Source organism: Paenibacillus sp. AR247 (assembly GCF_002968895.1).
GTDB classification, from domain to species: Bacteria; Bacillota; Bacilli; order Paenibacillales; family Paenibacillaceae; genus Paenibacillus_AQ; species Paenibacillus_AQ favisporus.
This window is the reverse complement of record NZ_PCZT01000018.1, coordinates 1-22483: the sequence shown is the minus strand read 5'-3', so window position 1 is coordinate 22483 and position 22483 is coordinate 1. Positions and strand designations below refer to the sequence as shown.

The 22483-nt window shown below is 52.3% G+C and carries 24 protein-coding genes; 7 read left to right on the top strand and 17 right to left on the bottom strand.

What is annotated here, in order from left to right:
- Window positions 1-2: 2 nt before the first annotated feature.
- The 4 genes from CPT76_RS25885 to CPT76_RS25870 all read right to left on the bottom strand — a co-directional run bounded on the left by CPT76_RS25885 (window position 3) and on the right by CPT76_RS25870 (window position 3320).
- Window positions 3-911 carry a carbohydrate ABC transporter permease gene (locus tag CPT76_RS25885; protein WP_105444954.1) on the bottom strand — a complete coding sequence of 303 codons (909 nt, stop codon included), beginning with the start codon at window positions 909-911 and terminating at the stop codon, window positions 3-5.
- Window positions 912-926: 15 nt separating this feature from the next.
- Entirely contained in the window at window positions 927-1895 is a 969-nt protein-coding gene (locus CPT76_RS25880) for an ABC transporter permease (protein WP_105444953.1), read from the bottom strand.
- A gap of 463 nt (window positions 1896-2358) precedes the next feature.
- Window positions 2359-2703, bottom strand: a complete 345-nt coding sequence (locus CPT76_RS25875; RefSeq protein WP_105444952.1) for a DUF805 domain-containing protein — start codon at window positions 2701-2703, stop codon at window positions 2359-2361.
- 143 nt (window positions 2704-2846) lie between these two features.
- A complete protein-coding gene (locus CPT76_RS25870; protein ID WP_258168808.1) occupies window positions 2847-3320 on the bottom strand; it encodes a DUF3995 domain-containing protein in 474 nt (157 codons plus the stop codon).
- Between the two features lie 343 nt (window positions 3321-3663).
- Here CPT76_RS25870 and CPT76_RS25865 point away from each other — a divergent pair, with 343 nt between their 5' ends.
- The gene (locus CPT76_RS25865; RefSeq protein ID WP_105444951.1) at window positions 3664-4413 is read left to right on the top strand and encodes a collagen-like protein; all 750 of its coding nucleotides are present in this window, start codon (window positions 3664-3666) and stop codon (window positions 4411-4413) included.
- A 123-nt stretch (window positions 4414-4536) separates the two neighbouring features.
- Here the strand turns inward: CPT76_RS25865 and CPT76_RS25860 are convergent, their stop codons facing one another.
- The gene (locus tag CPT76_RS25860; RefSeq protein ID WP_105444950.1) at window positions 4537-4878 is read right to left on the bottom strand and encodes a winged helix-turn-helix transcriptional regulator; all 342 of its coding nucleotides are present in this window, start codon (window positions 4876-4878) and stop codon (window positions 4537-4539) included.
- Window positions 4879-5007: 129 nt separating this feature from the next.
- Between CPT76_RS25860 and CPT76_RS25855 the strand changes: the two genes are divergently transcribed.
- Window positions 5008-5505, top strand: a complete 498-nt coding sequence (locus tag CPT76_RS25855) for an NADPH-dependent F420 reductase (RefSeq protein WP_105444949.1) — start codon at window positions 5008-5010, stop codon at window positions 5503-5505.
- A gap of 161 nt (window positions 5506-5666) precedes the next feature.
- On the opposite strand, the gene CPT76_RS25850 is transcribed toward CPT76_RS25855, so the two are convergent.
- The 7 genes from CPT76_RS25850 to CPT76_RS25820 form a co-directional block, all read right to left on the bottom strand.
- Window positions 5667-6176: a YcxB family protein gene (locus tag CPT76_RS25850; RefSeq protein WP_105444948.1), complete on the bottom strand. Its 510-nt coding sequence runs from the start codon at window positions 6174-6176 to the stop codon at window positions 5667-5669.
- Between the two features lie 88 nt (window positions 6177-6264).
- Window positions 6265-7281 (bottom strand): phosphotransferase, encoded by a 1017-nt coding sequence (locus CPT76_RS25845; protein WP_105444947.1) that lies wholly within the window; start codon window positions 7279-7281, stop codon window positions 6265-6267.
- A 32-nt stretch (window positions 7282-7313) separates the two neighbouring features.
- A complete protein-coding gene (locus CPT76_RS25840) occupies window positions 7314-7916 on the bottom strand; it encodes a GNAT family N-acetyltransferase (RefSeq protein ID WP_219845470.1) in 603 nt (200 codons plus the stop codon).
- Window positions 7917-8093: 177 nt separating this feature from the next.
- Window positions 8094-8897: a class I SAM-dependent methyltransferase gene (locus tag CPT76_RS25835; RefSeq protein ID WP_105444945.1), complete on the bottom strand. Its 804-nt coding sequence runs from the start codon at window positions 8895-8897 to the stop codon at window positions 8094-8096.
- 26 nt (window positions 8898-8923) lie between these two features.
- The gene (locus tag CPT76_RS25830; protein ID WP_105444944.1) at window positions 8924-9379 is read right to left on the bottom strand and encodes a YdeI/OmpD-associated family protein; all 456 of its coding nucleotides are present in this window, start codon (window positions 9377-9379) and stop codon (window positions 8924-8926) included.
- 24 nt (window positions 9380-9403) lie between these two features.
- Window positions 9404-10201: an alpha/beta fold hydrolase gene (locus CPT76_RS25825; RefSeq protein WP_105444943.1), complete on the bottom strand. Its 798-nt coding sequence runs from the start codon at window positions 10199-10201 to the stop codon at window positions 9404-9406.
- A gap of 147 nt (window positions 10202-10348) precedes the next feature.
- Window positions 10349-10831: an SRPBCC family protein gene (locus CPT76_RS25820; RefSeq protein WP_105444942.1), complete on the bottom strand. Its 483-nt coding sequence runs from the start codon at window positions 10829-10831 to the stop codon at window positions 10349-10351.
- 403 nt (window positions 10832-11234) lie between these two features.
- Between CPT76_RS25820 and CPT76_RS25815 the strand changes: the two genes are divergently transcribed.
- On the top strand, window positions 11235-12413 hold the full coding sequence (locus CPT76_RS25815; protein ID WP_105444941.1) for an FxLYD domain-containing protein: 1179 nt from the start codon (window positions 11235-11237) through the stop codon (window positions 12411-12413).
- Between the two features lie 11 nt (window positions 12414-12424).
- Window positions 12425-13561 (top strand): S1C family serine protease, encoded by a 1137-nt coding sequence (locus CPT76_RS25810; RefSeq protein WP_105444940.1) that lies wholly within the window; start codon window positions 12425-12427, stop codon window positions 13559-13561.
- Between the two features lie 47 nt (window positions 13562-13608).
- Here CPT76_RS25810 and CPT76_RS36785 read toward each other — a convergent pair whose 3' ends face one another.
- Both CPT76_RS36785 and CPT76_RS25800 read right to left on the bottom strand, forming a co-directional pair.
- Entirely contained in the window at window positions 13609-13809 is a 201-nt protein-coding gene (locus CPT76_RS36785) for a hypothetical protein (protein ID WP_146116425.1), read from the bottom strand.
- A gap of 350 nt (window positions 13810-14159) precedes the next feature.
- Window positions 14160-14798, bottom strand: a complete 639-nt coding sequence (locus tag CPT76_RS25800) for an HD domain-containing protein (protein WP_105444938.1) — start codon at window positions 14796-14798, stop codon at window positions 14160-14162.
- A gap of 173 nt (window positions 14799-14971) precedes the next feature.
- Here CPT76_RS25800 and CPT76_RS25795 point away from each other — a divergent pair, with 173 nt between their 5' ends.
- Window positions 14972-15892, top strand: a complete 921-nt coding sequence (locus CPT76_RS25795) for a LysR family transcriptional regulator (protein WP_105444937.1) — start codon at window positions 14972-14974, stop codon at window positions 15890-15892.
- Window positions 15893-15977: 85 nt separating this feature from the next.
- Here CPT76_RS25795 and CPT76_RS25790 read toward each other — a convergent pair whose 3' ends face one another.
- From CPT76_RS25790 to CPT76_RS25780, 3 genes are all read right to left on the bottom strand, one after another.
- Entirely contained in the window at window positions 15978-16913 is a 936-nt protein-coding gene (locus tag CPT76_RS25790) for a carbohydrate ABC transporter permease (RefSeq protein WP_105444936.1), read from the bottom strand.
- A gap of 12 nt (window positions 16914-16925) precedes the next feature.
- Complete coding sequence (locus CPT76_RS25785; protein ID WP_105444935.1) at window positions 16926-17891, bottom strand: ABC transporter permease; 966 nt, start codon at window positions 17889-17891, stop codon at window positions 16926-16928.
- Between the two features lie 70 nt (window positions 17892-17961).
- Window positions 17962-19566, bottom strand: a complete 1605-nt coding sequence (locus tag CPT76_RS25780; protein ID WP_258168829.1) for an extracellular solute-binding protein — start codon at window positions 19564-19566, stop codon at window positions 17962-17964.
- Between the two features lie 362 nt (window positions 19567-19928).
- Here CPT76_RS25780 and CPT76_RS25775 point away from each other — a divergent pair, with 362 nt between their 5' ends.
- Together CPT76_RS25775 and CPT76_RS25770 are read left to right on the top strand one after the other, a co-directional pair.
- On the top strand, window positions 19929-21344 hold the full coding sequence (locus CPT76_RS25775) for an FAD-dependent oxidoreductase (protein WP_105444933.1): 1416 nt from the start codon (window positions 19929-19931) through the stop codon (window positions 21342-21344).
- A 36-nt stretch (window positions 21345-21380) separates the two neighbouring features.
- A partial coding sequence (locus tag CPT76_RS25770; RefSeq protein WP_146116424.1) for an MBL fold metallo-hydrolase occupies window positions 21381-22483 on the top strand: 1103 nt, incomplete at its 3' end.

Sequence of the window (22483 nt, the reverse complement as noted above, 5' to 3'; positions counted from 1 at the left end):
GATCAGCCCTTAACCGAACCGATCATGACACCTTGCACAAAATAACGCTGAAGGAACGGGTAAATGACAATCACCGGAATAGTGGCGACGATAATCACGGAATACTTCACCAGGGCGGCGATTTCCGCCTTGTTGTTCATCGCGGCCGCCGTGGAGGCGTCGATCGCTCCTCCGCCCTGTGCGGCCATTTCCTGCAGCACCAGAATCTGGCGCAGCACCAGCTGCAGCGGGTATTTCGCCGAGTCGTTCAGGTAAATGAGCGCCGAGAAGTAGCTGTTCCAGTTGCCCACCCCGTAGAACAGGGCCATTACCGCGATGATCGGCATCGACAGCGGCAGGATGATCTTCAGGAACAGCCGCATGTTCGTACATCCGTCGATCTGCGCCGCTTCCTGCAGCTCCTTCGGAATCGAGCTCTGGAAGAACGTCCGCGAGACGATGATATTCCAGATCGATGCGGCCGACGGAATGACGATCGCCCACATCGTGTTGACCATGCCCAGCTGCTTCACCAGGAGGTATGTCGGCACCAGGCCGCCACCGAAGAACATCGTGACCATGAACATGCCCATAAAGAAGTTGCGGCCGACAAAGTCCTTGCGGCTCAGCGCATACGCCGCCGGCAGCGTCACGAGCAGGTTGATCGCGGTCCCGACCACGGTGTACAGAATCGTATTGCCGTACCCCGTCCAGATGCTTGTGTTCTCGAACACCCGCTTGTAGCCGTCAAACGTAATGCCTTTCGGCCACAGCCACATCTCCCCGGACCCGACTGCTTTCGGGTCGCTGATGGAGGCGCTGACCATGTACACCAGCGGGTAGAACACGATTAGAAACGCCAGAAACACATACAGGTAATTGAAGGCGAGAAAGACTTTATCCCGCCGGGTTTCTCTGACTCCAGATAACATCGAAGCTCCTCCTCTCTACCACAAACTGTTCTCGCTCGTACGGCGGACGATCTGATTGACGACGATGAGCAATACCGCATTGATGACCGAGTTGAACAGGCCGATGGCAGTCGAGAAGCTGTACTGCGCATCCACCAGACCCGAGCGGTAGACGAAGGTGGAAATGACGTCCGACGAGCTCATGTTGAGCGGGTTTTGCAGCAGTAAGATTTTCTCAAAGCCGACCCCGAGCAGGCTGCCCATGTTGAGGATGAGCAGAATGGTCATCGTCGGCACCAGCACCGGGATGTTAATGTGGCGCAAGCGCTGGAAGCGCGAGGCCCCGTCGATAATCGCCGCCTCATGCAGCCCCGGATCGACGCCCGATAGCGCGGCGAGATAGATGATCGTGCCCCAGCCGGCGCTTTGCCACACGTCCGAGAAGACGTACATCGTCTTAAACCAGCGCGGGTCGGTGAGGAAGTCCGGCGCTTTCAGGCCCAGCCCCTCGATCATGTGGGTGACGATCCCCGTCGACGGCGAAAGGAACGTGATAATCATCCCCGCCATGACAACCATGGAAATGAAGTGCGGTGCGTACGTAACCGTCTGGGACAGCTTCTTGAAGAAGCCGTTTCGGACTTCGTTGAAGGCCAGCGCCAGAATGATCGGGATCGGAAACCCGATGGCCAGCGAGTACAAGCTGATGCTCAGCGTGTTCCAGAGCAGGTCCCAGAAGTAATAGGAATGAAAGAAGCGGACGAAGTGGTCGAAGCCGACCCACGGGCTTCCCGTGATTCCTTTTGTCGGAATGAAGTTTTTGAACGCGATCTGGATGCCGTACATCGGCCCGTAACAGAAAATAAGAAAGTACAAAAAGGCCGGCGCAATAAACAGGTACAGCTCCCAGTTCATAATGATGCGCTTCCATAAACCTTTGCCTTTTCTCTTTGTCGGCATGGCCGCCGCCGGGCGGCCGGCAAACGCCGTATTGGTTTCCTGCATAGGATCACCCCTTCCTGATAAATGGTTTTTGCTCCACCCATCGTTGCCACAGTATGTCAGGTGTGCTAACGCTTACATTTTTACGATAGCCCAGGGAGCAGTGCTCGTAAATATGTCATTTTAGCTGCTGCCCCTAACCCCCGGTAACAAGGTGCCTGCGGCCTGATGACAAGCGGCTTGGACAAGCGGACAATGTGTCATTTTTGAGTGATCCGGCGGGATATGGGCGGCATATCAAAATTGACCAACCGGGCGGCAAAGCCCATCTAGTCAACCCCCATGCAAACAAGTAGCTTTTCCCCAATCCTTCCGGTCTGCTGCACCTGACCATTCAAACCTTTCCGCCAAGCTGCACATGATTTAGTTATAAGAAGAATGCCGAGCAAAAAAGACTCCCGGCTCAATCGGCCGGCAGCCTTCCTCTTGTGATGTTATCCTTATGTCTCGCCGAACTTCCCAAACATTACTTCACAGGCTGGGGGCCATATTGGTTATCCGTCTCCTGACTTGCCTGACAGGTTTGCACAACAAAAATAATGATGCCTACGATCGGTATCAGGACGATCAAGTTCCACCAACCGCTTCTTCCCGTATCGTGGAGTCTGCGGCATGCAACCGCCAAAGACGGCAAGAAGGCAGCAGCAAAATAGATCGCGGATAATATGTAAGACAGCCCCACGATTTCCTCGACGACGGAAAGCACGAGGTAGATCACTCCTTCATACAGCATAAACATCCAATATTCTTTTTTGGACGCCCTCCCCTGAAATCCCGCGTAATTTTTTAATGCTTTTAAATACCATTCCATCCTAAACTTCCCCTATCCTATATTGAATCCGATTGAGTTTAGCATGAAATCAAACACAGCAGATACCATCAAATTTTTCCATGAAATTTCAGAAATGAAAAAAAGCGGCCGACTGCTGAGAAGTCGACTGCTGAATAAAAGGCTCATGAATTGACTTCACTTTTAAACTTGAATGCAGCAAGGGTAAACAACGCTCCTCCCAGCATCCAAAATGGCTCCCAAAAAAAGAGCCTCCACCTGAGCGCAAAATCGTCAATCTGCAGGGACAGCAGCCCCATGCAGGCAAAAATAAGAGAAATCACGTTGGCTAGGCCGTATAAGAATAGCAAAATCCCCGCTAGTAGCCCTAGAACATATAAAACCCGGTTCGTCATGCTGGACCATGGCCTTAGAAACAGCAGCAAAAATAAGCCCCCACACAATTTCACGAATCCAGTAAGCCAGACCATAGCTATGAATGATGCTTCCCTTTCTATGGCTTGATTATAGATGAACCCTCCTAATGTATTTACGCCAATCATGCCTCCGCCTGCCCAGTAAAAGCTGATGATCGCAAACAGAAGGCACCAGATAAACCCCGCAAAGATATACACTTCTTTATGTTGGATCATTCCCATCCTTTGCCTTCCCTTAATAGTCATCGCACTCCTGCCTAAGTCCGGGCACTTTTTTCAGCTATGCCGTATCCATTTCGCCCGTTTGTGCTCTCAATTGTCTATCTCTCTCGATTTTTAATAATGCGTCAAAATAGCATCGCCTTCTGAAAATATCGAATATGTAAACCAATCTATCAATTTATTCCTATGGATTGGCAGACAAACCGCTTGTCCCAAGAAATACCCCGCATATGCCCGTTTTCTCAAAATATAGCCGTTAGTCTAGCAAATGATAGTTATCAGTCCATGCCAAATGTGAAGCAAACCCATACTCTGTAGACAAATCGACAGGAGGTGTATATCATTGCATTGTCCAAGAAAGCATTGCAGAGGTAAAATTGTTTTTCACCACCACAGAAATAAGAAACACCGCGTCATTAAAAAGATCGTAAAGGTAAACTGTCCTCCCCCGAAAATTAAAGTAAATGCTCCGGCCGGTCCTCAAGGTCCTGCAGGAGCACAAGGTCCTGCAGGAGCACAAGGTCTTCCTGGAGCACAAGGCATTCCGGGACTACAGGGTGCTATCGGTCCGCAAGGTCCTGCCGGAGCACAAGGCCCTGCCGGTCCGCAAGGTCCTGCCGGTCCTGCCGGAGGTATCGCTTCGTTTGCGTTCTTGTGCAGCACAGTCGATCAAACCGTTGCCGCAGCCCCTACTCCCGGTGGCCAAGGCGGCGCCGTCACTTTTAATAACTCCGTCATTAACGGAACGGCCACTTCTTTTACCAGCCCTTCCACCGTCAATATCCTGGAAACCGGTTTCTATAACATCAGCTGGGAAGTATTCCCGACTGCCGGAAACAGCGCATTCGGCCTGTTCTTCGATCCGGATGCCGCCGGACCGCTGCCTGCCACGCTGGTTCCTTGCAGTAACTATGGCTCCGGTGCGGGCAATAACCCTTATCAAGGTCAAGTCGTAGCACGATTAACGGCTGGAGGCGTCCTGACTTTGAACCGAACCGATAATATGGGTACCCAAACACTTCAGGGTAGCATAGGCGGCGGAACGCCTACGACTAGCGCTTCGATCGTAATTGAAAAATTGGCGTCGGCCTAAACAACCTAGCGGCTGCTCCAAGATTATTAGTAATATATGCGCAAGAAATCGCTCTGCTACTAGCACAGCGATTTCTTGGCGTTTGTTGTATATTTGATCATCGGTTTTCAATCAAGATCCAAATCAGCTTTGCTGAGTTTCTTGTTTTGACAAAATGTGCTTCACGCCCCACTCGCCGATCTGATCCAGAAATTCAATCATAGATCGTCCCGCCGAAGTCAGCGCATATTCCACTCTGGGCCGGGGCTCCGGGTACGATTTCCGTTCAATGATGCCGTCACGCTCCAGCTCGCGGAGCTGTTCTGTCAGTACCTTCTTGGAGATGGACGGTAAATGGCGCTGCAATGCGCTGTAACGCACGGGCTGATCGTTTTTGTACAAATACCGGTATATCGGTATCTTCCATCTCCCGCTTAGACTGGATATGACCACCTCGACCGGACACTCATTCAGCTGCACAGGCATTGGACTCCCTCCCTATTTTTTCCCAACATTATACACCAAGCTGCGCGCGCTTGCCTGGATACAAAAAAGTGCCTTATTGTTCCCGGCATGGACCCAGCTCTATAATGGCTCGTGAGGGGGGAATCGAACATGAAAATCGGGATTTGGGGATCCGGAAATGTAGGTAAAACGTTAGCTAAAGGTTTAGCGGTGTCGGGCCATCGCGTTGTCGTGAGCAGCCGGGAACCCGATCATCCGAAACACGCATCTTGGAAAAAAGAGACCGGCAGTTCGGTCGGAATGGTCACTTTTGACGAAGCCGCCCGGTTTGGAGAGACGATGATTCTGGCGCTTCCCTGGAATGGTTTGAAAGACGTGCTGGAATCCATCGACCCCGCCTGTTTAAAAATAAAACCGTCATCGACGTCAGCAATGCCGTATCCTTTGACGGCGGGCCGCGTTTGCTCCATAACGAAACATCTGCTGGGGAAATCATCCAACAGCTGCTGCCTGACAGTTCTATCGTTAAAACACTCAATATCATCAGCGATCAAATCATGGTTCACCCGCATTTTAACGAAGGCTCCCCGGTCATGTTTATGTCCGGCAACAACTTGGAGTCCAAGGAGCAAGTCAGGACTCTGTTGAAAGACCTCGGCTGGTCAACGGTTATTGATCTGGGGGATATCAGCCGAAGCCGCCTTCAGGAATCCATCATGCTTGCCTGCGTCATCAGCGAAATTCAGCTGCAATCGCCAGGAGCGGCATTCGCCTTGTTAACGCGTGGATAAACCTTTTCATTCTTTTGATTATGCAGTTTCTTGGGATTCCCTTTCCCACTTGGATTGCGCCTCTTTCAGGAAAACAGCAGCGGTTTCGGAGCTCTCAAAAGCCCTTTTGGTAATAATATGCTCCATTGTCTGATTCAGTAAAATGAAAATATACTCATCATTGTGCTCGATGCTTCTGATTCCGGGCCATTTATGTATACTTTCGTTCACAGACGTATTCTCAATGATTCCCTCATCCGCCAAGGTAATCGTATGCTCTCCCAGCAGGCCGGGTTTATCGTCCAGCAGGGACAAGGCCCGCCTTTTAAATCGCTTGTAAGAGTAAACATGTATACCAAGTCCCAGGATAATTCCAGCAGTCCAGGAGTACCATGTCGGCAGCTGCATCAGCATAAAAATAATGCTCATCACGACCGGAAGGAGAATCAGACTAGTGAGAAACCGCCGCTTGTATTTCAAGTTGTTCATGATGACATGCTTGTTGAATTTCCAATAATCCTCTTTGTTGATGTCAAAAGAAATGACCATTTAAACCCTCCATGGTATACTGGACAGCACGCCCATTGGAACGAACTCGAGCCGCTGTCCAGTCAGCATCAACATATCCTGTGCTTCTCTATAGGTTCTGCAATTCAAGCCATTCTTCCATCTTGGGGATGGATTCTGCATAATGCTTAATAGCACCCAGGGTTATGGAGACCTGCTCTGTTCCGGTCTTCTGTTCTTCTTCATCCGTACATTCGATCCACAAAGACCGTTTTAGACTATATTCCAGCCATTCCAGTTTGGACAATAACCCACCAGCCAGAATCAGCCTCCAATCGGATGAAATGAGCCCCTGAGCTGTTTTATATCCTTGTATAAAGGCTAAAAATTTCTCCTTCTGTATCTCACCCGTCTCACTTTCGGACCAATAAACCGCGGTTTCCAGTAAGTCCAGCGACGGATTTTTATAACCGGCGGATTCCCAGTCAATCAGTATGGGTTCATGACCTGCCCACAGCACATTTTTCGGGTCCAAGTCCCCATGCGTAATCACCCATTCAGAAGAAAGCCCGTTCACCGATTCGATGGCGGCTGCATTCCATCGATGTAAATGTTCCATGCTTTCGAGCAGCTGACCGGTCCACTCGGCATGGTTCTCTTGTCCTTTCTCCAAATAGAAGCTCCAATCCGTTAAAGCCGAATTCGAGAATAGTGGAGCTTCGATTCCTAAAACTGAAGAGTCGATCCGATGCAGCTTTGCCAGAATGTCACCCATTTTTTCGCAATGAGTCGTGTCTATTTCACCATGCTTCAGGCTGTTCTCACTGGTCCAATCAAAAACAAGATAATACCTGTCCTCTAATCGCTGCAGCGACTCCCCGTCAAACTTCTTTGCGGGAAGCGCAGGAATGAATTTTGCCGCGTAATTCGCAATCCGCTCAGACATGATGTAGTTGCTCACTGCAGTTGGTCTGGTCATAATCTGCGGATTTAATGCCTTCACGGCATATTTGCCTGTCGCCGTTTCCACCGCGTACATTTTGTGAAGCAGCCCACCGGTAACCGGTACAGGGGCCGATTGCAATTCGCCTAGCTTCAGTGCACGGCACAATTTATGAAACTCGGAGATACTCGATTTCTCATGCATGCTTGCACAGCTCCTTATGGGGTATTCGGAAACTATAAAACGAACTCCAACTGTACATCCCTTGGATCGTTCTCCAGCAACTTCCGGCTAACCTCCGCCGCTTCCCGGCATCCCATTGCACCATAAAAGGCAATCGTTTCTTCGGCTGAACCTGCGCAGATATACAATTTCTCAGCTCCCCACTCCCTCGCCTGATGAACCGCGATCGCGAACAGTTTTTTACCGATCCCTTTACCTCTATGCTCCAGCGTAATGAATAATTGATCCAATAATACATACCGGTACTTGTCACCAAAGGCTTCCCGATTGACCGCAGCAAAACCTATGAGATTGTTGTCCCCATCAAAAGCTCCTACGGCCTCACCACCAGACCGTATGGTGTCCCTTAAATGGCTCAAGTGATAGTCATAGCCGCTCGGCCAATCCTTGTCATGGTAGTTGATCTCGACCAATTGCCGTTTTCCGGCGACTTCCCGCCATGCATTTTTAATATATTGAGATGGGTTCATACCGTTAATGAGTTCAGCTTCCTCAAAACTTAATTTCCTGTAATTCCACATGGGCTCCCTCCAATGGCTCGCATTCATACTTGATAATTTTACCATACGCTTCAGGTATGGAATGGCTATAACCAAACTGTCCTGCTTTCGGAGTTCAAACCTGATCCTTGCGAATCCGGATTAAATCAAACAGCCTGTGACCCGGAAAAGTCATAATAAAAAAACAATAAGCTCCGATTGGCCTGTTGAACCCAGTATCCGATCGGAGCTTTGTCATTTCAATTATTCCGCTTGTTAGATTTATCTTTCCGTTCAGTCTAAACGCCGAGCGACATGAAGAACAGCGCCCCAATGGCGGCGGACCGACGAGTCCGGACGGCTGTTCAGGCGAACCCGGATTTCACTGAAGAGCTTCTCACGCTTCCATTCCTCCATAAGAATATGGTCGGAGAACGTTTTCAGAAGGTTAATGTATTCTTCCCCATGATAGATGCGTTCCCAGTCGAAATGCCGAACATGAACGACCTCAAACAGGCCGCTTTGCCCGATCTCTTCCCGCTGCTCCTGCAGTTCCCCCGGCCTTGGCCAGTCGGTGTCTTTCGGTTTGCCCTCGCCCAGTTCATCGTATACGTCTTGGATTTCACGGAAGAACGGATCCCCGTCGTCCGGAAAAACGTGAGTGGCGTTCCAAAAAGCCAAATGTCCGCCGGGACGCAGGACCTGCCATGCCTTGGAATACCGAACCTTCGGATCAATCCAGCTCCACGCGGTGGCGGCAAATACCAAATCGAACCTTTTCTCGGCCTCGGGCTGCCACTCTTCGAAGCCCCCCGTTATAATTTCGGCATCCATTCCGGTGAGGTTGCGGCGGGCAGCTTCCGCAAGATCCGCTCCAAGCTCCACGCATGTCATGTTGAATCCACGTTTGGCTAACGGTAGGGTCGCCTTTCCTGTCGCACAACCGATTTCCAGCAGACGATCCCCCGGATGCAAATCAGCCGCCTGTACCAGATCGTCCAGCAAAGCTTCCGGGTACTCCGGCCGTGCCTGCTGGTACAGATCGGCCGCCTGCTCAAAGGTTTGACGCAATTCTTTATAATCGTGTCGAGAGTGCATGATTTCCTCCTTAACCGCTGCTTATGTCACTTTTTACTTTGGGAATCATTTAACTCGTTTAAAGCTTTCTCTATTCGCCGCTGTCTGGTTTCCGGTGTCTTGGCATCCTCAATGCCCAGAACAAGGCGCCGTCGATTACTATAAGACATGCTCTCAAAAGCAGACTTCGCCACCCCGTTATGCGACAATGCTGACAAGAAATCGTCCGGCACGGCTAATTCACGCGGTTCCGTATCCAGCTCCAACTGAACCTCCAGTTTGTCGCCGGCGGCAACCTTCGCTTTCTTCCGATGCTCCGTGCTGACCGGAATCAAAAATCGTCCGCCCATGACTCCAATCGTAGTCCGGTACGCGTACCCCCGGATCGTAACACGAACCGCAGGCTTTTTTCCAGAGCCTAAGCTTCTGACTACTTCCTCCGGCACCTCAATGCCTGTTGCGGTCTTTCCATGCAGCTGCAGTTCGGCAGTAAATGTTACCATATCGCAACCTCCTCAATATATTTTTTATCCCTTCAAGTAGTCGACCAATACAGGGACCAATGCGGCCGGTTTCACAATATGCGTTTGACCGGGAAGCACTTGATGGGTTGCATTCGGCAAAACCTGTGCAAGCTCCTTCATGGAATTGCGCATCCATTCGGGGCTCTTGCCGCCAACGGCAACAAGCGTGGGGACAGAGACGCTCGACCATTTTTTCAGCGTCTCCTTACGCCCTTTCTGCTGCCCGATCGTCAGTATGGTGTCATAAGGAAGCGTATGGGCGACCGACTTAAGCTTGGACCAGGCAGGCATCATCGGCATCATGGCCACGACCGGGGCCGGCAGTCCGACNCCTTTTCTCATAAACAGCTTGACTGCTGCACCCCGGCGATTGGCTCTAATCAGTTCATCCATTTGTGCAGCGTACTCATCCGGCACAGCTTCACGGCTACCGTCCGTTACAAAAGGCGCTTCGTATAACGCCAGTTTTTTTATCGACGTAAGCTGATTTGCCGCTTCAAGGGCAAGCGCTGCCCCCGAGGATACGCCGTATACAAATACATCCTCTCCTGCTTTTTCAATCACAGCAGAAAGGTCCTCAATCTCGCGATCAACTCCATAAATAGCATGATTTCCACTTTCGCCACGCCCTCTACGGTCATAGGTATACACGGTAAAATCCTGCTGCAATGCAGCTGCCAAGGCACTGCTCGGGCCATTCCCCCTGCTGCACAGCGCACCATCGACCAGCAGGAGCGGCGGACCGCTTCCAACCTTGTCGTAAGCAATGCTTGTGCCGTCTTTCGAAGTAACCGTTCTCATAAGGCAAAGCCTCCTTGCTTCGTTTTTTGTCCTCTACCAGTACAACGAACGCGGCTCACCATAATCGACAAATACACGATCTTTTATGGATTTTTTTTCTATGAATTTTTTAACAAACCGATTTTGACTCGTTCAACGAAAAACGAACTATTGCTCCGTATATAATGCCAGGTTCTCCAAAGTGGACCTTAAACCGACGTCGTGATCTTCTTTCCGGATCCCTGCCGGCACGTTCTCGCATACGATCGTAACCACCGTGCCCTTCGGGTTGGCTGCTAAAGTCCATGTCATGATCATCTCTCCGGCAAAATCAGGATCATCTGACTCGAATACAACAGCCTGTACAATACGCTCGTCCGGGACGAGCTCCAGGAACGTTCCTTCGACGACGTCTGTATCGTCAGAGGTCTTCCCTTGCATTGTGCCGTCGTTCTCTAAATAATTCAGCGACATCCGGTAAGTTCCACCCGCCACGGGGTTGAACTCGAAAATCCGGCCTTTCATTCCCTCCGGAGGAAGCCACATGACTAAAGCCTCAGGGTCCACGAACGCATGATAAATCGTTTGCGGCGATGCTTTGATCGTCCTCGAGGCAGTGTCGATTCTCTTGTTACTCGAATGATTGGTCATGAGTATCCAACCTCCAATTTCACAAAAATGGATCCATCAGCCCACATGTTTTACTAACGTCATCGTAGCACACTTATCAGGCTGTTATTTCTTGCGAATTGCTTTTATCCCGTCCAGCTAAAAAAGCAATCGGACACCCGGTAGCAGTTAAAAGATGGGCTGACTCCAAGCTATTAAAATTCTCTTCTCGCATCAATCCATATTATGGTATAGTAAAAACTAGTAATCTAGGACTATGGAACCAGAAGATTCGCTGAAGACCTAGATATTTTGATGGAACCGGCTTCAATTACCGCAGCCGGATCGATACAAGAACGCTGGGGGGAGCAAGGTGTATTGTCATCAGTGCGGGGCAAAGTGTGCTCCGGAACAGAAAATATGCGGAAAGTGTGGAGCAAGATTATTGACGGAAGAAGTACGGCAGGCCGTTCTTGAGGTAGCCGCGGGCACCGAGGCCATCCGGCTGCCTCAAGCTGCAGCAGGTAAACTGGGAGATGATCAGCGCCCGGCACAGGCGGCCGTCACCAAGGGAGGAAGCGGCCGGGTATTCCAGTGGATCATCCCTTTTTTGCTTGCCGGAGTGGTTGCCCTGGGTCTTACGCTCTATTACAAGTATGAGCAGTCCGTAAACCAGGAAGTGATGGCGCTTCAGCAGCAAGCCAAGAAAGAGGCGTTGGCAGGACGGTATTCGGAAGCGGTCCAGCTGTTGGAACGGGCCGAAGAACAACGGCCGCGCTTCGCCGCACTGACCCGGGACCGGGAGCTTGCGGCCAAGGCCGCTCAGCTCAAGAATCAACTCGACGGCGCTTCGGCACAGCTTAAGGCCAAGAAGTTGGATGAAGGGGAAAAAGCGCTGAGGCAAATCGCGGATATGATCGGCAAGCGGCAGGAGCCGCTGTTCGCGCCGCTTCAGAAATCGCTGGCGGCGGACCAGGTTATGCTGACGGTGCTTCGCATCAAAGGCCAGCTGGACAAGCTGACTACAGTTGATGCGCTGGCCGATAAGCTCGTTACGGTCCGCGGCCTCAGCGGTCAGGAAGCGGCCGCCGTCAAAGCGCAGATTATCAACAAAATCGCCGGGATCAGCTATTCGTCAGCCGAAGAGAAGCTGCGGAAAAAGGATTTTGCCGGAGCGCTGGAAGCCGTGGACAACGGGCTGTCCTACGCTGCGGACAATCCGAAGCTGACGTCGTACCGGAAGCAAATTTCGGAAGCGAAGCGGGAGTTTGAGGAGGCTGAAGCTAAGCGTATTCAGCTGGCCCAGCAGAAGGCCGCCGAAGAAGAATTGAACAACCGGACCGCGGCCGTTGATGTATCCGGCGTTACGGCCGTGCTGGACGATTACGGCGATCTGACCATTTCCGGGACGGTCACGAACACCGCGACCCGCCCGATCTATTCGGTCAGCGTTTACCTCAACATTTACAGCAGCTCCTCCGGTGCCTTCATCGGCGATGCTTATGCCAACGTTTCGCCGTTCAGGCTGGAGCCGGGGGAATCCGGGAGCTTCTCGACATCCTACTATGGGGTCTACGAACAAGCGGAAGTCTCGGTTGATAATGCATCCTGGTATTTGGAATAGGGGGACGGAATATGAGTAAAGGCATTTGGATCAGCGCACTGGCCTCCCTGATCATCCTCGGCTTGGGAAGCGGCGGGACGTATTTCATTCACAGGACGGCCGAGAACGAGCTTGGCGGGCAGCCGCTGCTCGCAGTGCAAAAGGCAGCCAATGCAGCCAATGCAGCGGCGGTGACGAAAGAAAAAAAGACGCGCAAGGAGATTATCGAGGACAGCCAGAAACGGGTCTTCACGATCGAAAGCGGAGACGGACTCGGCTCCGGATTTCTGTATAACGATCAAGGTGACCTGTTAACCAACGCCCATGTCGTAACCGGGTCACAGCAGGTAACAGTGCGGACGTTGAATCACGAAGAATATAAAGGAACCGTCATCGGGATCGGAACCGATACGGATGTTGCGGTCGTTCGCGTGCCTGAGCTTAAGAAGCTCGCCCCGCTTTCCGTAGCCGAAGACTACAAGGCGGAGGTCGGGGACGAAATCCTCGCGCTCGGCAGCCCTTTGGGTCTGGAAAATACGGTAACGACGGGGATTATCAGCGGACTCGGCCGCAGCTTCGACATTGATCCGTACACCTACAGCAATCTGTACCAAATCTCTGCGCCGATTACCCACGGCAACAGCGGCGGACCGCTGGTCAATGCAGAAACGGGTGAAGTGCTGGGTATCAACTCGGCGGCTGTGTCCGAGGGACCGGGAATCGGGTTCAGCATTCCGATCTCCAGCATTCTTCAGCAGGCCAGGGAATGGTCCAAGACCCCGATGACCGAGCTTCCGGCTGGGGACGGCGGAGATGAGTACGGTACGGACAGCGACGGAACGGTCGCGGACGAGCGGGACATTGTCGCTTACTTCTATCAAAGCCTGAATAACGGCGATTACGTTACGGCGTATTCCCTGCTCGGCAGCGAATGGCAGAGCGGAATCAGTTATGAGGATTTCCGGGCAGGTTATCTGAATACCGGTGATATAACGCTTGGCTCACTGACGCTTGAAGAGCAGGACGACGGCGCTTTGGTCAGCGTTGATATTACGGCTGAGGAGCGGCGCAAGAGCGGCACCGTCTATCAAGGTTACCGGATGAGCTATTCGGTCGGGTATGAGAACGGAGAATTGAAAATATTGCACGGTAAAGGGAAGAAGCTTTAAGTTTCTCCGCCCTGGAACAGCCCCTGTCCCTTGTGGATAGGGGCTTATTATTTACGGGAAGCGCCGGTCGAAAGCTCCATCTCTTCCTTGTGGCCCTTCCACTCGACGGTAACCTGAATGGTTGAGTCCTCCAGCGGAATAGCGCCATTGCCTCCGGATCCGCTAACGATGTCTCTGTTCCCTGACAATTTTTGTTCCCCGCTCCCACCCATCGTTGTGCCGGTGAATTTATATTTCACTCTCCCCACGTTAGCCGGGTCTTTCCCTTTGTACCGTATTTGGAGCCGGCTGATATGATCTTCTCGATTCAGTTTGGTAATCGTATAGTTAGCAGACCAGGTTTTACTTTCGCCAGTAAATTGAATCACGGAAGGATGACTTAGACATCCGGATAACATTGTAAAAGTAACGATACATAAACCAATGAGCATCTTCTTGATTGGAATCCCTCCCCGCCATTCTAATGAAGTATATATAAATAGAACGCGGTAAAATCTGAGTTGTTGGCGTAAACCTTCAATTAAAATGAAAAAGGCTAATGCATGAAAAACCGATGCCGCAAGGCATCGGTTTATTTTCGGAAAGGCAATGTATCCTCTTACTCGTCCCAATGCGAGTGAAGAACCAAATCACAGAAGTTTGGGCTTTTGTATCCTGGCAGCAGCCGCTCGCATACATCCGATTTGATGTTCCCGAATGTCGTTTCCGGCTTATGCTTGAAGCCTTCCAGAAAAGCGTTCAGGATCTTGCTCTTGAACTGATTCCGGGGGAACGCCGCTACGATTTGTTCACGAATCTCCGGCGTAATCGCATCAAAATTTTCTCCCATGACATCATAACCGACGCCCGAATAAATCAGCGCAACTTCCGGCTCCTTATACTGCGCAATGCCGATCGTCGTGTGCAGGGCGACGGCATCCCAGACGCGCCGGATCGACTCCTCCGGAACCTGATGCGATTCCAAAAACTTTCTTGCCGCATTGGCTCCGTCAACCTCAAACCGCTTGTCAGGACTGCTGAAGTGGTTGGTTAATCCCAAATCATGGAACAAGGCACTGATATACAGCAGCTCGGCATCATACGTTATTCCCGCCTGCTCCCCCTGTACGGCACCAAACAGATATACCCGATGAGAATGGTTCCACAGCAAATCATCCCCATGATCCCGAAGCAGCTCGGCAGCCTGTCTGGCTAATGCGCTGTCCGGGATTTTTACATGACCGATAGATAAGGACATTGTCTACACCTCGCAAAAAAGGATTGTGTTGTTGATGTCCTCATTGTAAAATTCAGTATACGATAGATCAATGTTATGATTTCTATAATAATAATAGAAAAACCACATCATTTGGACGCTCATAGTCTTCATACGCTCATCATGCCATCCTACACATTGGGAGGAAACGAATCATGGAGATACGGCAATTGGAATATTTCCAAGCGATTTGCGAGGAGCTTCACTTCACGCGGGCTGCAGATAAATTAAATGTGACCCAGCCTACGCTGAGCCATCAGATCAAGTCGCTTGAAGACGAAATCGGCACCCCTCTTTTTGACCGAATCGGGAAGAAAATCGCGTTGACCGAGGCGGGGAAGATCCTGAAGTCGCATACGGCTGTCATTTTCAACGCACTCCAGAGCGCAAAGGACCAAATGAACCAGCTGCAAAGCGGAGATCGCGGAACGCTCGCCATCGGCTCTCCCCCCGGGGAGTTAAATCATTTGGTGTCCTCGCTTCTGGTCGATTTCAACCAGAAATATCCGAACGTTACGGTCAAAATTGTTGAATCCGGAAACGTTACGGAGAAGGTACTGAATAATGAACTCGATACGGCCGTGACCATTCTGCCCGTCGACGATGACCGGCTGGACAAAATCCCTTTATACTTCGAACAATTTTATTTAACCGTCTCCTCCAGCCATGAGCTTGCCCAGCGAAAAGAGATTAGCTTCACCGAAGTGGACCGGCTGCCGTTGATCCTGCTTCCCGAGAACCACAAGTGCCGCCAGCTAGTGGACGCGACCTGCCGCATGACCGGCAAACAGATGACCCCCTTCGTCGAAACCAATTCCATCAGTACCATCTTCAATTTGGTTAAATCGGGTGCCGGCGTCAGTATCTTATCCAAATCGCTGATCGATCTGAACCGTGACGGTGCGATATCCGCCATCCCTATCGTCAATCCCACCTTGTACCGGCAGATCGTCATCATTATGAATAAGGATAAATTTTTAAGCCACGCGGCCCGGGCGTTTATTTCCCTTCTTCAGCAATTTGTGGAAAATAACAAGTTAGGCAATCCGGTCCCCCATGCGGTGTTGGAGAGCTAGAGCCCGCTCGTGATCGCGTTAATCTTCTCCCGTCCAACACGAAAACTGCCGCATTTGAACGGTACCCCCAATGGTTCGACATCGGCTACTCGTTGGAGGTGCTCCTCAACTCGATCATCATCCCTTTCACAAAGAAACGCTGCAGGAAGGGATAGAGTGCCAGTACCGGAACGCTGGCGACCATGATGAGAGCATACTTGATGAGTTCTGCATACCGCTGGGCTTCCACGATCGTTTCCGGGTCAACGACGGCATCGGTTCCGTGGGCCGACATCTGGCTGGAAATCAGGATGCTGCGCAGGATTAACTGCAGGGGATACAGATCCGCGTCGTGCAGATAAATCAGCGCGCTGAAAAAGGAGTTCCACTGGGATACCGCGGTAAACAGTGCCATGACCGCAATGATGGGCGCCGACAGCGGAATGACCATGCTGAAGAAAAAGCGGAAGGTCGAGCAGCCGTCGACCTTGGCCGATTCCAGCATTTCCTCCGGCAGCGTGTTTTGGAAAAACGTCCGCACCACAATGACGTAATACGCCGATGCGGCTGTGGGCACAAACAGCGCCCAGATCGTGTCGACCATGCCCAAATTTTTGACCACCATATACGTCGGGATCATGCCTCCGCTAAAAAACATCGTAAAGACGATCAGCACCATGAACACATTCCGCCCGTCCAGCTCCTTGCGCGACAGGGCGTAGCCGCCCGGGATCATGATCGCTAAGCTTAATGCGACGTCCATCACCGTGTACAGGAACGTATTCGCATAACCTCTCCATACGTCATGGTTCTGCAGGATAATGCGGTAGCCTTCCAGCGTAAACCCTTTGGGCCAAAGGCTGACGTTCCCGGAATTGACGGCTGTCGGTTCGCTGAACGAGGAAATGACGATGAAATACAAAGGATACAGGACAATCAGCAGAATAGCGGACAGTATCGTATAGTTGCACAGGTCAAACACTTTGTCGGCACGGGAACGGGCAATCCTTGCGGTATGATCGAGTGCATCCGTTTTAGCCATGAGCGCTCCCTCCTAGAACAAGCTTTGCTGCTTCAATTTTTTGGCGAGCTGGTTCATCGTCAGCAGCAGGGTAAAATTGATGAGGTTGTCGAACAGGCCGATCGCCGCCGAGTAGCTGTACTGCGCGCCGACCAAGCCGGTCTTGTACACATAGGTTTGAATCACTTCCGACGAATCGATATTCAAGGAGTTCTGCATCAGCAGCACTTTCGAGAAGCCCAGGGAAGCAAAGTGCCCCATTTTGAGAATGAGCATGATCATAATGACAGGCATGATCGTGGGCACATCGATATGCCGCACCCTTTGAAATTTATTGGCCCCGTCCATAATCGCGGCTTCATGCAGCTGCGGATCGACGGACGTCAGGGCGGCCAAATAGATGATTGCGCTCCAGCCCGTCGTTTGCCAAATCTCCGAGATGACGTACATCGGTTTGAACCAGGCCGCTTCGCCGAAAAAATTGATCCTTTCCCCGCCGAAGAGGTCGATCCAATTGTTGATCATCCCTGTCCGCGGATTCAAGAAAATGTACAGCATGCCGACCAATACGACGGTCGAAATAAAGTGCGGGGCGTAAGTAATGGTCTGCACCCATTTCTTGAAGCGGAGCCGGGCGACCTGATTCAGCATGAGCGCGAACACGACCGCGATCGGGAAGGCAAAGACCAGGTCGTACAGATTGATCAGCAGCGTATTTTTGAGCGTATTCCAGAATTGATAGGACCGGAAGAAACGCTCGAAATGCTCGAACCCCACCCAGGGGCTCCCCCAAATCCCGTCAATGGCGCGAAAATTTTTAAAAGCGATCTGAAGACCGTACATGGGCGCATACTGAAAAATCGCGAAATGCAGCAAAAGCGGCAGCAGCAGCACGTAGAGCTGCCAGTTGCGGATGACCCGCTGCCACAGCGAAGCGGCCTTCGGTTTCGCGGGCTTCTCCAGCTGCGCGAGCGCCGTCCTTTCGATTTTGGTGTTCATCGTTATCAACCGTCCTTTACGTTACGCGGGGCCGGAAACCAGCTCGCTAACGGATGTTGGGGGCAGTTTTCTATTTGGCCAGGTTCGCTTTATTCGTATCGTAGCCGTCCTGGTACACCTTCGTATAATCGCTCAGCCCCATTTTGTTCAGCGTCTCCAGGTACGTATCCCACTCTTCGTCGATGCCGCCTTTGGCGATCCATTGGGCTTCCATTTTGTCCGTGTACGTTTTGATATCCGTCTGATACTGCTCGATGCTCTTGTACTGCGCGTCCGTGAACATAATATTCGGGTACACCCAAGGCTTCATGTATGGAACCAGAGCTTCGTACCACTCGTCAAAATCGGGATCCAGCTGCCCGGGCTCCGCTTTCGGCAGAATCTGCTTGTCGCGCATTTCCTGCGAGAAGCCGTAGACGAAGTCATTGTAAGGCGTCTCTTTGACCTTCCATTCACCGGCCGTATAGTTGTCCGGATTCGGGATGGTGTCATACGTGCCGTCAGCCAGCTTCTTCAGACGGTTCGGGCCTTCGCGAAGCTTCATGGACATCTCCGGCTCATAAGCCCGGTCGACCCATCTCATCGTCGCCTCGGGGTACGGATTAACTTTCGTGATGACGAACATGCCCGGGGTCATCTGCAAATTGTTGCGCGGGGTGATTTGGGAGCCGTCCGGCCCGGCGAGCGGGATCATCGGCGAACCGTAATCCCACCGGTAGTCCGAATTGGTGATCTGGTCGGCGCTCCAGGCGAAGAATGCTCCAACAGACGCTTTTTTGCCGGAGGAGACCTTGGCGATCAGCTGGGTGGAGTTTTGCGTCATGCTGTCCGGATCGATCAGCCCTTTTTCATACAGCGAGTGCAGGTACTTGACCGTATTTTTGAACTCCTCCGTCGCTCTGACGAATACCACCTTGTCATCCTGCACGATAAAGGTTTCGTCGATCGTATTGAAGGATCCGAACAGGTAGCCGAACCCATACTGCGAGTCGCCGAAGACGCCGGTCAGCGGAATTTCGTTATTCGGATTGCCGTCTCCGTCCATGTCCATCGTTTTGAATGCCTCGAGTGCCTTCGTGAGCTCCTCCGTCGTCTTCGGCATTTCCAAGCCGGCCTTCTTCAACCATTCCTTGTTCACCCACAGCGTATTCCCGTCGGCATGCTTATACTCCGACATATTGGCCATCGGCAGGGAGTAAATATGCCCATCCGGAGCTGTGATCGCCTGCCGTACTTCCGGGTATTTGTTCAGAAAATTCGTCAAATTCGGCGCGTATTTCTCGATGAGATCCTCCAGCGGAATAAACATGCCGTCTGCGCCTCCCGTCACAACCTGCGAGCTGCTGAGCTCCAGCAGCACGTCGGGAAGATCGCCGCTGGCGATAACCAGGTTGCGCTTTGTCGCCCAATCGGTGCCCGGGCTGAGGTTCCACTTAATCTGAACATTGGTCCCTTCGTTGATTTCCTTAATCGTCTCAAGCTCATTCCAATTCGTTCCCGTTCGTTCATCGTAAGTACCGGCAATGGTCAGGGATATCGGCTTATCGACAATCGGCAGCCCCGTCTCATGGAAGCCCGCTGACGCGCCCTTCGAATCGCCGCCCCCGGAACAGCCCGCCAGCAGCAGGATGGCGCTTAACACGGCCGCCATGGAACCTGCACGTTTGTTACGCATGTTCACGATCGTATTCCTCCTCAAGGCTTGTTTTGACATGAACAACATGTTGGATAGCTTTCACCCACATGTTAGCAACCTCCGCTCGGATGAGTCCATGCACGCTCTTTTACTGTACATGTATTTTGTTTCAGCAAAGTCAGGGCCTTGTTGGCGGAACGTCAAGTTTTGGAGAAGCATCCCGAATGTTGTCTCCTCCCCGTTCCAACCCCTGAAACAAAGTGCATCCCCAATGAAGGATTACTGCATGTTCATGCATCTTCGCCCCTCGTATAATGAAAACCAATTCACGCTTCTTAAGCGGTGCATGGCTTAAAGGGCCGTGTTCATCCGCGAAGATCCAATGAGAAAGTAGGGGTTATATGGAAAGCCAATTGCAACGCGAAGTTATCAGAACACAAGTGCTTGTCCTTGGGGGCGGGGCCGGGGGCGTCGGGGCAGCCATTGCAGCCGCACGGGAGGGAGCGCAGACCATGATCGTGGACAGGCAGGGCTTCCTGGGCGGAAACATGACGATTGGACTGCCGTTGCTGGCCTTCCTAGATGCCCAGGGACGCCAGGTTACCCGCGGCCTTCCGCAGGAAATCATCGACCGCTTGACCCTGCTTGGCGGCTCCTTCGGACACCGGGAATGCCCGCTGCACAATTCGACGACGGTCATCGATCCCAGCTTGATGAAAATCGTCATTTTTGAAAAAATCAAGCAGTATGGGGTACAGCCCCTGCTGCACTGCGAAATCATCGGAACAAACGTGGAGGATGGTGAGCTGAAATCCGTTCTCTTAAAAGGAAAAGGCCGGGAAATCGAGGTCTTCGCCGATGTCTTCATCGATGCGACCGGGGACGGCGACGTCGCTTATATGGCGGGCGCCTCGTTTGAGAAAGGGCAGTACGCGAACGGGGAAACCCAGCCGCCTACCCTTATGTTTACCGTCGGCGGCTTTGATCTCGAACGGTTTATGGATTTCCTCGGGGAGCATCCGGAGGAGCTCCGGCACGGATCTTCGATGAAGATCCGTCCAGGCTATACGGCGGAGTTTCTGCGGGCCAGCGAAAATCATGTGTTCGTCGGCTTGAAAAATACGGTTTCCAGGCTCAGGCAGGAAGGCAAATGCCCGATTAGCCGCGATACGATCATCTATATCAATCTGCCCAGAGAGGGGTACATTGCCCTGAACTGCATCCGCATCCTGAATTTTGATGGGACAAAGGTCGAGGAGCTAAGCCGGGGCGAGATCGAATCGCATCTGCAGATCCTTCCCCTGATCGACATGCTGCGCGAGCACATCCCGGGGTTTGAGCACATCTATTTGTCCTCGATTGCCCCGTTTCTGGGCATCCGTGAAACGAGGCGGATCATGGGCAAGCAGATGATCCGCGAAGAGGCGGCCGTGAACGGGGTCATTCCGGATGACACGATCGCGCTCGGCTCGTATATTATCGACATTCACAGCGGTTCAGGCGACTCGACCGTTATCCGGTCGCTGGCCGGCCCTTACGGCATCACATACGGGGCGACGATCGCCAAGGACGTGAAACGGCTGATGCTCAGCGGCCGCTGCATCAGCGTCGACCCCGTCGTCTTCGGCTCTTCCCGGGTCATGCCCACCTGCATGGCCGTCGGCGAAGGTGTGGGCATCGGCGCCGCTCTGGCTGTGAAGCAGCAAATCTCTCCTGAGGATGTCGATGTCCGCATCATCCGGCAAAAGCTCAGGGAGCATGGCGCCATCCTTTCGCTGGAGGACGTTGGCGAGGCAAGCGGTACGACAAGCTTATGATGTTGTGAGCTTATATCCACACAGGAGGCGATCACGTTGCAGGAGGCACAATTGACTTTTTTTGGCGGAGTAGGCAAATCAGGAGGCGTGCAGGTTCTGTACGGCAAAGGAAAACAGGGGTTGATGTTCGACTTTGGCGTCGAGCACAGCAGTCTGTTGTTTCCGACCCAAGTAACGCTGTTTGAACCGGTGAATGCAACGCCGGGGCGCGAGCTGCGCCAGTTTTTGCTGGGCGGCATGACCGCCCCGCTGCCGGAGCTGTACGATGCTCAGCAGATTGTAGGCCTGGATTGGGCCGCGGTTCGGCGGGTCTGGGGAAACCGGGATTTTCCGAACTATGACCTGATTCACCTCTATATTGGACATATGCATACGGACCATATGGCGCTGCTTCCCTTTGCCCATCCGGATCTCCCCGTATATATGAGCCATGATTCGTATTCTTTGTTCCGCGGCATGGTGGCGGGCCGGCACAGCAAGGATACCGGGGCCAAGATAACAACCTGCGACGACCTGACCGTGGTCGATTTCGGAGAGTTTACGATGCAGGTCGTCGAGATGGATCACAATGCGACCGGCGCATCCGGCATCATCATCGACGACGGCACGCATAGAATTGCGTATACAGGGGACTGGCGCCGGCAGGGCAAGCATCCGGATAAGATCGACCGTTTCATCCGGCTGTGCCAGAGCAAACCGATCGACGTGCTCATTACGGAAGGTACGCGCCTTACATCCGACCCCTCCACCGTTCCGCTGCAGATCACGGAGGAGGCGCTGCTTGTCTCGTTCGCGGAGATCGTTCGCGAAGCGGAAGGGCTGGTGTATCTGCAGTTGTCGCCGCGGGATCTAGAGCGGATGGCCGACATGATCGCGATCGCCGCAGACCAAGGAAAAAGCATCGTGATGGAAGCGTCGCTTGCCGCCGTCTGGCATACGGCAAACCGGGAAGGTGTTCGGATGCTCCATGGACATCCGGCATGTGACGTCCCTGTTCAAGTCATCGATGCTACCATAGCCGATGGCATGGAGGTGCCGTACCCCGCCGTCTCTTTGGAAGAAGTGACCGAGCGCAAGCCAGAAATGGTCTATTTCTTCAAATTTCCGGACCTTGCGCATATGATTGAATTGGAGACGCT